Below are 6,660 nucleotides of genomic sequence, written 5' to 3' on the forward strand. Positions count from 1 at the left end.
GAGCGGCATAGCCGCCTTCTCAGCCCGGCACAACCACCCGGCGATGCCGCGAAAGCGCCGGCCGGCGGCGCATTGCGGAGGACTTGCATTGGCTTTCCGGTTGCACCATGTGGAGTGAAGGCAAGAGAACAGCATGACCGCCATCGAGTCTCCCTGCATACTCGTCTGCTCGATCGACATGAAAACCGGCTTCTGCTTCGGCTGCGGCCGCACGCGCGACGAGATCGCCGGCTGGATCGCGATGACGCCGGAAGTCCGGCGGGCGGTCATGGCCGAACTGCCGGCGCGGCTGGAGACGGTCGAACGTCGGCCCCGGCGCGAGACGCGGCGCGCCCGCATGGCGCGCGAGCGCGATATGCTGTGAGATGAGAAAGGGCTGGCCATGAACCGCCTGTTCTGGATCGTCATGTTGGTGATCGGCGCCGGGCTGATCCTGCTGATGATGAACGATTCCGCCGGCCGCACCTTCGGCATCGACAACCACGATTTCAGCCGGCTGATCTGGGTCGGTGTCCTGGTAGCGGTTATCGGCGCCAGCCTCGTTCGCTCGGGCCGGCCGCTCGGCGACATGGCGCGCAATTTCGGCGTCTGGGCGGCAATCGTGCTGGCGCTGATCGCCGGCTACCAATACCGCTACGAGCTTCAGGACGTCGCCAGCCGCGTCACGGCCGGCCTTGTTCCGGGAAGCCCGCTTGCGCTCGGCGTGGACAACGGCCGCGCCACCGTGACCCTCGACAAAGCCGACAATGGCCATTTCGAGGCTCGAATTCTCGTCAACGGCAGGCCGGTGCGGACGGTGGTCGACACCGGCGCGACCAGCACGGTGCTGACGGCGGAGGACGCCCAGGCAGCCGGCTTCAACCCGGCGGCGCTCAGCTACACCGTGGACGTCTCGACCGCCAACGGCATGGCGCGCGCGGCAACGGTCAGGACCGATCAGGTGGCGATCGGCGGCATCGTGCGCAAGGATATGCCGGTCATGGTCGCGGCGCCCGGCATGCTCGAGCAAAGCCTGCTCGGCATGAACTTTATCGGCTCGCTGTCGGGTTTCGACGTGCGCGGCGACCGCATGATCCTTCGGGACTAACCGCCCGACAAAGCGTCAAGCGGCTTCAGCTTCCGCCGCCGCGAAATCTATTGCCGCGAACGCCGTCTTCAGCACATCCGGCCCGGCGCCGGGCTTGTTGGCATCGGTGGACAGTATCTGCCGGTAGCGGCGTGCGCCCGGCAGCCCGTGGAACAGGCCGACCATATGGCGGGTGACGTGGCCGAGCCTTCCGCCCTTCTCGATATGGCGCGCGGCATAGCTTCCCATTGCATCCATGAGCGCCGCGTAGTCGAAAGCGACCTGCGCCTCGCCGTAGAGTTGGGCGTCGACACCAATGAGGATGCCCGGCGTATGATAGGCCGCGCGGCCAAGCATGGCGCCGTCGACATGGCCGAGATGGTCCGATGCTTCGTCGAGCGATTGAATACCGCCGTTGATGCCAATGAATTCGTTCGGTTTTCTGGCTTTTAGCCGATAGACGCGGGGATAGTCGAGCGGCGGGATCTCGCGATTTTCCTTGGGACTAAGCCCCTCCAGCCACGCCTTGCGGGCGTGCACCCAAAGCGCGTCGGCGCCGGCCGCCAAAACGCCGTCGGCCAGCATGTCGAGAGCAGGTTCGGGGTCCTGGTCGTCGACGCCGATACGGCATTTGACCGTGACGGGGATTTTGACCGCCGCCTTCATCGCCGCGACGCATTCCGCCACCTGCAGCGGCGTCTTCATCAGGCAGGCGCCGAAGGTGCCCGACTGGACGCGGTCGGACGGGCAGCCGACATTGAGGTTGATTTCGTCGTAGCCGAACGCCTCGCCGATCACCGCCGCTTCGGCGAGCTTCCGTGGATCCGAACCGCCGAGTTGCAAGGCAACCGGGTGCTCGGCATCGTCGAAGCTGAGCAGACGCTCGCGCGTGCCGTGGATCACCGCATCCGCCACAACCATCTCGGTATAGAGCAGCGCACGACGCGTCAGTTGACGATGGAAAAACCGGCAATGCCGGTCCGTCCAATCCATCATTGGCGCTATGGCAATTCTAGGAGGCCCGGATTTCCGGGCTTCCCCCTTGTAGTACAAGGCTTTGCGGTCGATTTGGTTTGTCATTCGTTGTCAGCGTTTTTCAGCGTGTTGCACCATTTTTCAGACCGTAGTACAACAATGTCGTACCGAAACGGGGACATGTTGTACCATGGGGACTATACTCGCACGCAAGCGCAAGGATGGAAGCACCAGTTACCTGGCACAGATAGTCAAGAAACGCGGCGGAGTCATCCTTTGGCGCGAGGCGAAGACGTTCAGCCGGGAGCGAGAGGCGAAAGCGTGGGCGGCCTTCCGCGAGGAAGAGCTAGACAAGCCCGGTGTGATTGAGCGACTGACCGCTCCCAAGAACACGCTTGCCGATGCCATCGACCGCTATCTGGAAGAGAAGCGTACCATAGGCCGAACCAAGGCGCAGGTGCTTCGATCAATCAAGACCTATGCCATCGCGTCGATGCAATGCGACGTAATCGTATCGGCCGATATCGTCGCCTTCGCTGATCAACTTGCCGAGGGCACGCGCAAGCCGCAGACCATCGGCAACTATATCAGCCACCTCGCCGCAATCTTTCGGGACGCCAAGGATGCATGGAAAATGCCCCTGAATTATGCGGAGATGCAGGCGGCGCAGCGTGTCCTATCGCGGCACGAGAAGACGGCAAAGTCTACCAAGCGCGACAGGCGCCCTACCCTCGCCGAACTCGACCTGATCCTGCAGCACTTCACTGACCGGCAGGCGCGAACTCCGCACGCCGCACCAATGGTCAAGATCATCATCTTCGCACTGTTTAGCTCGCGCCGAATGGAGGAGATAACCCGCATCGCATGGGACGACCTTGATGGGGATCGTATCCTTGTCAAAGCGATGAAGCACCCCGGACAGAAGATCGGCAATGACGTCTATGTCGACCTGCCTCCCGAGGCATTGAGAATCGTCCAAACCATGCCGAAGGTGAAGCCGGAGATTTTCCCCTATTCCACCGATGCCATCGGAGCGGCATTCACGCGGGCATGTGCCTTGCTCGAAATCGAGGACCTGCATTTCCATGATTTGAGACACGAAGCGGTAAGCCGACTGTTCGAACTTGGAAACAGCATCCCGCACGTCGCGGCCGTGTCTGGCCACCGCTCATGGTCGAGCCTTCAGAGATATACCCAGATCAGGACAAAGGGCGACAAGTTCGCCAACTGGCCATGGCTGGACATTGTGGCGCCAAAGCCACAGGAGCAGCCGGAAAACGCCTGACGACGCCTGACAAGACGGGAATCCGCTGGACACACGAGGCGAAAACGCTTAGTGTAGATATCCGTTTGCGCGTAAACGCTCTGCGCAAATGATACACCAGCTGTCAATTTTCTACTCGGAGGCGGAAAACATGTCAAGCGAAAAATTCAAAACCAGCGAAGCGGCTGCCTACATCGGCAAGTCCGCAAGCTGGTTGAACAAGAGCCGCATGACCGGAACAGGGCCGGTCTACATGAAGATCGGCGGAGGCGTCCAGTACGCGAAAGCTGACCTTGACGCATTCAAGAATGGAGCGCGCCGCACCGCAGTCTATGCCCACGCGAACGATAATGCTCGGGCCATGGGAGTTGCAGCATGAGCCAAGATAACTGGAAGCTCACAAACTTCGAGCGCGTCCTTCCGCTTGAGACCGAACGGGCCGTCTTTGATGTCGAATTCCAGTCTGGCGCGATTGTTCGCGAGATCCAGATTGTCCCAAAAGGCGACGGCTGGCAGTTGCAAAACTGTGATGGCCTTTCGCCGCTTCTGCATGTGCCTGTGATGGAAGCCGCAGTCATTGAAATTAGGAACAGACCTCACTTTTAATTCTACCCCGCCCGCGGCCTCAATCTCCTAAGCAACCCACCGCAAGGGCGCCGCGGGCTGGATCCACAAAAAGGGAACATCGTGAAGATACTATCAATCCACCCCATGCATGGGGCGGTCGCGAAAGCGCGTTTCGACATCGAGATAAACGAGCATCTGCGCCTCTACGGCCTGATACTGAAGCACACTTCCAACGGCCTGCGCACCCACGCACCGCGCACCAACACCGGTCACTCCGCAACATTCCATCCTGAGCTTGGGAAGCGGATCACGGCGGCTGCGGTAGCGGCGCTGGAGGGCTGCAGCCATGTCGGAAGCTAAACCCACCCTCCCTTATTGGAAGCTAGACGATCCGCGCGGGCTGCTTGGCCAGACGCGAGCCGTTGCATTGATGCGCAGCGACAACCGCGCGTCATACAAGCACCTGGCCCTTATCGAGTTTCATTGGGGATGGGCTAATCAGAAATACGACTGGACATCGCTTGCCAGCGTCCGCCGGATGCATTCGGTACTGACGGAGCGCAACCCGCTCGGCCTGCCGGGTATGACGACTCGGCACATCAACAGCGGCAACCGCGATCTGTGCGAATGGGGCTGGCTGTTTGAGTTGGACAAGGGCAGCGGTCGTAATGCGAGCCGCTTCCTGCCCAACTATACCGTCTTCCAAATCGCGGCCACCGGCAACTTTAGTAAATTCTTAAATGGCGAAATTTCCTGTAGCGTATCCCGTGCAGGTACACACAACGGGTATGAGATTTTGTGTATCCCCTATGGGGACACAGATGCGTGTACCTACGAGGTAAACGCTAATCGCTTTAGCGTGTCCCCTGTGGGTAACAAAGACTCTCTTACTGGGACCGGCCTACAGGCCGTGTCTACAGAAAGAGATATTGAACCCGCCACGCCTACGGCGCCGCACGCACCGCCCGCTATCGCGGCGGATGCGGCGGGATCGGCGGGAGACGGCGAGCGAGACTGGTTCGAAGAGCTATGGCGTGCCTACGGCTACAAGCGCGGCAAGACCGAGGCCAGACGCGCCTATGCCAAGCTTGCGCCCGATGCTGATCTACATGCAGAGATGGTTGCTTCGGCAGTGTCCTGGCGAGAGACATGGGCGGCACAGGACAAGCCGGACGCGCCGCGGTTCACGCTGGCAAAATGGATTGAGCGCGAAGAATACGAGTGCGAACCGCCGACCGCTTACAGGCCGAAAGAGCGGAAGGACAGGCCGAAGAAGCCCGCTGTTGCCGACAATGACAACGCCGAGGTCGAGTGGGTTGGAGATGTATCCGCCTTCGTGCCAGCAGGGCGCCATGTAATCAGGATCAAGGATGCCTGGTATCATGTCGACGGCGACAATCATGAGGCGACTCTAGTCTTCGATGTCGATGACCAAAACATTGTCCTGACCGATGTCGAACATTGCTTCTTTGTGCAGCACCAAAACGAGAATGTGCAGATCAAGGGTCAAAAGCACCTCAATGACGCGTGCCGTTCGGCAGGCATCGCCGATATCGAGGACATGGAACAGTTCATAGGAAAAGACGTCGAGGTGATCGTCGGCAAGGACGGCAGCATTCGTTACATTCCGGTTTGGGATCGGAAAGCAGCGTGAGCGCATAGCTGTCTTAAGAAAAAATCGCCCGCAAATACCATATTTGGTGTTTGCGGGCGCGCTCGACGCTAGATACTGCACACATACGCTAGACCGGCCTAAGCCGGCAAAACCAAACACAGGATATAGGGAACACCCATGAAAAAGGATGTGCCGGTTTTTGACCGGGCGCAAGAACTGCCTCGCTTTCTAGACGATCGTGGCGAGGGAGAATGGAACCATCGGACGACAGTCAAGGTCCGCGGCAAGCCGGTCTTCACGATGGCTGACGGCCCGACGATAGAGTGGCGCCAGGCGGCACAGGCGCGGCGTCTGACCTCGAATCGATATCGCGGCCAACTGGTCGCTGATAATCAGAACTGGCCGCTGGGCAAACTGCTACGGGCCGAGGGCGAGGACTATCTGCTGAAGGTCGCGGAGCGCTATCGCGACATGCACGATGCAGCCACGGCGCCGCATGATCTGGTCGGCCAGGATATGGCCGACAATGTGTATCTTATGGCCGACTTGAGGCTGGACGAGTCCACCGGCGACCTGACCGACAAAGGCGTTAAGAAGGTGGCTGGCCGAAAGGCGCGGCTCGACATTCCGGCCACGCGCGCTGTTGCGGCCGACCCCGACAAGACAAAGCGACGGGCGAAGCCTATCCCGAAGCAGTGGAACGGGGATTGGCCGCTCCTGCACCACATTGACTCGACCCGCGAACTTGCGGCGGCACGATCTGCGCTCGGCTGGCTAAGGGAGGCATTCGAGGCAGCGGTCTGCCATGGCGAGACGCTGGAAACTATTGGCCGGGACCATGGCGTCGGCAACCCGAAGGGCGCGGCTGGTGGCGGTCGAGCGCTGGTGTTTCTTGGTCTGCAAGCCATGAACGAGTTCTGGCTTAAGCCTGCACGGCGAGCGGCTGCGGCATAGGTCGTACCCCAATTCCTTACCCCGTTGGGTAGGGAGGGAGATATTACAGTTTCAGGTCACTTGCTGGCCTGACGGTGGCAGCGCCTGAGGGTTGCAGCCACCGACAATTCTACAGATAGGCGGGGTTATCCTGCGGCGCGGCCAGCGTCGTTCAAGCACGGGCGCGGCCCGCCACCAGTTCATGGACATCCGCGCACGTGCGTCTGGCAAGCCTTGCCG

General features: G+C 60.5%; 9 protein-coding genes. 8 read left to right on the top strand and 1 reads right to left on the bottom strand.

The window, feature by feature from the left end:
- The first annotated feature begins 133 nt into the window (after positions 1-133).
- Entirely contained in the window at positions 134-364 is a 231-nt protein-coding gene (locus EH240_RS09540) for a DUF1289 domain-containing protein (RefSeq protein WP_124997499.1), read from the top strand.
- 18 nt (positions 365-382) lie between these two features.
- Positions 383-1,087, top strand: coding sequence for a TIGR02281 family clan AA aspartic protease (locus EH240_RS09545; protein ID WP_124997501.1), 705 nt, complete (start codon positions 383-385; stop codon positions 1,085-1,087).
- A gap of 15 nt (positions 1,088-1,102) precedes the next feature.
- Here the strand turns inward: EH240_RS09545 and dusA are convergent, their stop codons facing one another.
- Positions 1,103-2,146 carry a tRNA dihydrouridine(20/20a) synthase DusA gene (gene dusA / locus EH240_RS09550; protein WP_124997503.1) on the bottom strand — a complete coding sequence of 348 codons (1,044 nt, stop codon included), beginning with the start codon at positions 2,144-2,146 and terminating at the stop codon, positions 1,103-1,105.
- Positions 2,147-2,231: 85 nt separating this feature from the next.
- Between dusA and EH240_RS09555 the strand changes: the two genes are divergently transcribed.
- From EH240_RS09555 to EH240_RS09580, 6 genes are all read left to right on the top strand, one after another.
- Entirely contained in the window at positions 2,232-3,326 is a 1,095-nt protein-coding gene (locus EH240_RS09555; protein ID WP_124997505.1) for a site-specific integrase, read from the top strand.
- A 130-nt stretch (positions 3,327-3,456) separates the two neighbouring features.
- On the top strand, positions 3,457-3,684 hold the full coding sequence (locus EH240_RS09560) for a MerR family transcriptional regulator (RefSeq protein ID WP_124997507.1): 228 nt from the start codon (positions 3,457-3,459) through the stop codon (positions 3,682-3,684).
- A complete protein-coding gene (locus EH240_RS09565; protein ID WP_124997509.1) occupies positions 3,681-3,911 on the top strand; it encodes a hypothetical protein in 231 nt (76 codons plus the stop codon). The genes EH240_RS09560 and EH240_RS09565 overlap by 4 nt, the downstream gene beginning before the upstream one ends.
- Positions 3,912-3,992: 81 nt before the next feature.
- Positions 3,993-4,232, top strand: a complete 240-nt coding sequence (locus EH240_RS09570) for a hypothetical protein (protein ID WP_124997511.1) — start codon at positions 3,993-3,995, stop codon at positions 4,230-4,232.
- Complete coding sequence (locus EH240_RS09575) at positions 4,219-5,526, top strand: hypothetical protein (protein ID WP_124997513.1); 1,308 nt, start codon at positions 4,219-4,221, stop codon at positions 5,524-5,526. The genes EH240_RS09570 and EH240_RS09575 overlap by 14 nt, the downstream gene beginning before the upstream one ends.
- A gap of 150 nt (positions 5,527-5,676) precedes the next feature.
- Positions 5,677-6,441 carry a hypothetical protein gene (locus EH240_RS09580; protein ID WP_124997515.1) on the top strand — a complete coding sequence of 255 codons (765 nt, stop codon included), beginning with the start codon at positions 5,677-5,679 and terminating at the stop codon, positions 6,439-6,441.
- Positions 6,442-6,660: the final 219 nt, after the last annotated feature.

Origin of the sequence: Mesorhizobium tamadayense, from assembly GCF_003863365.1 — a bacterium.
Taxonomy (GTDB): Bacteria; Pseudomonadota; Alphaproteobacteria; order Rhizobiales; family Rhizobiaceae; genus Mesorhizobium; species Mesorhizobium tamadayense.

Bases quoted from the DNA above. Each gene is read 5' to 3' on its own strand.
- EH240_RS09555 (WP_124997505.1), top strand. From the start codon at position 2,232: ATGGGGACTATACTCGCACGCAAGCGCAAGGATGGAAGCACCAGTTAC.
- dusA (WP_124997503.1), bottom strand. From the start codon at position 2,146: ATGACAAACCAAATCGACCGCAAAGCCTTGTACTACAAGGGGGAAGCC.
- EH240_RS09575 (WP_124997513.1), top strand. From the start codon at position 4,219: ATGTCGGAAGCTAAACCCACCCTCCCTTATTGGAAGCTAGACGATCCG.
- EH240_RS09560 (WP_124997507.1), top strand. From the start codon at position 3,457: ATGTCAAGCGAAAAATTCAAAACCAGCGAAGCGGCTGCCTACATCGGC.
- EH240_RS09540 (WP_124997499.1), top strand. From the start codon at position 134: ATGACCGCCATCGAGTCTCCCTGCATACTCGTCTGCTCGATCGACATG.
- EH240_RS09565 (WP_124997509.1), top strand. From the start codon at position 3,681: ATGAGCCAAGATAACTGGAAGCTCACAAACTTCGAGCGCGTCCTTCCG.
- EH240_RS09545 (WP_124997501.1), top strand. From the start codon at position 383: ATGAACCGCCTGTTCTGGATCGTCATGTTGGTGATCGGCGCCGGGCTG.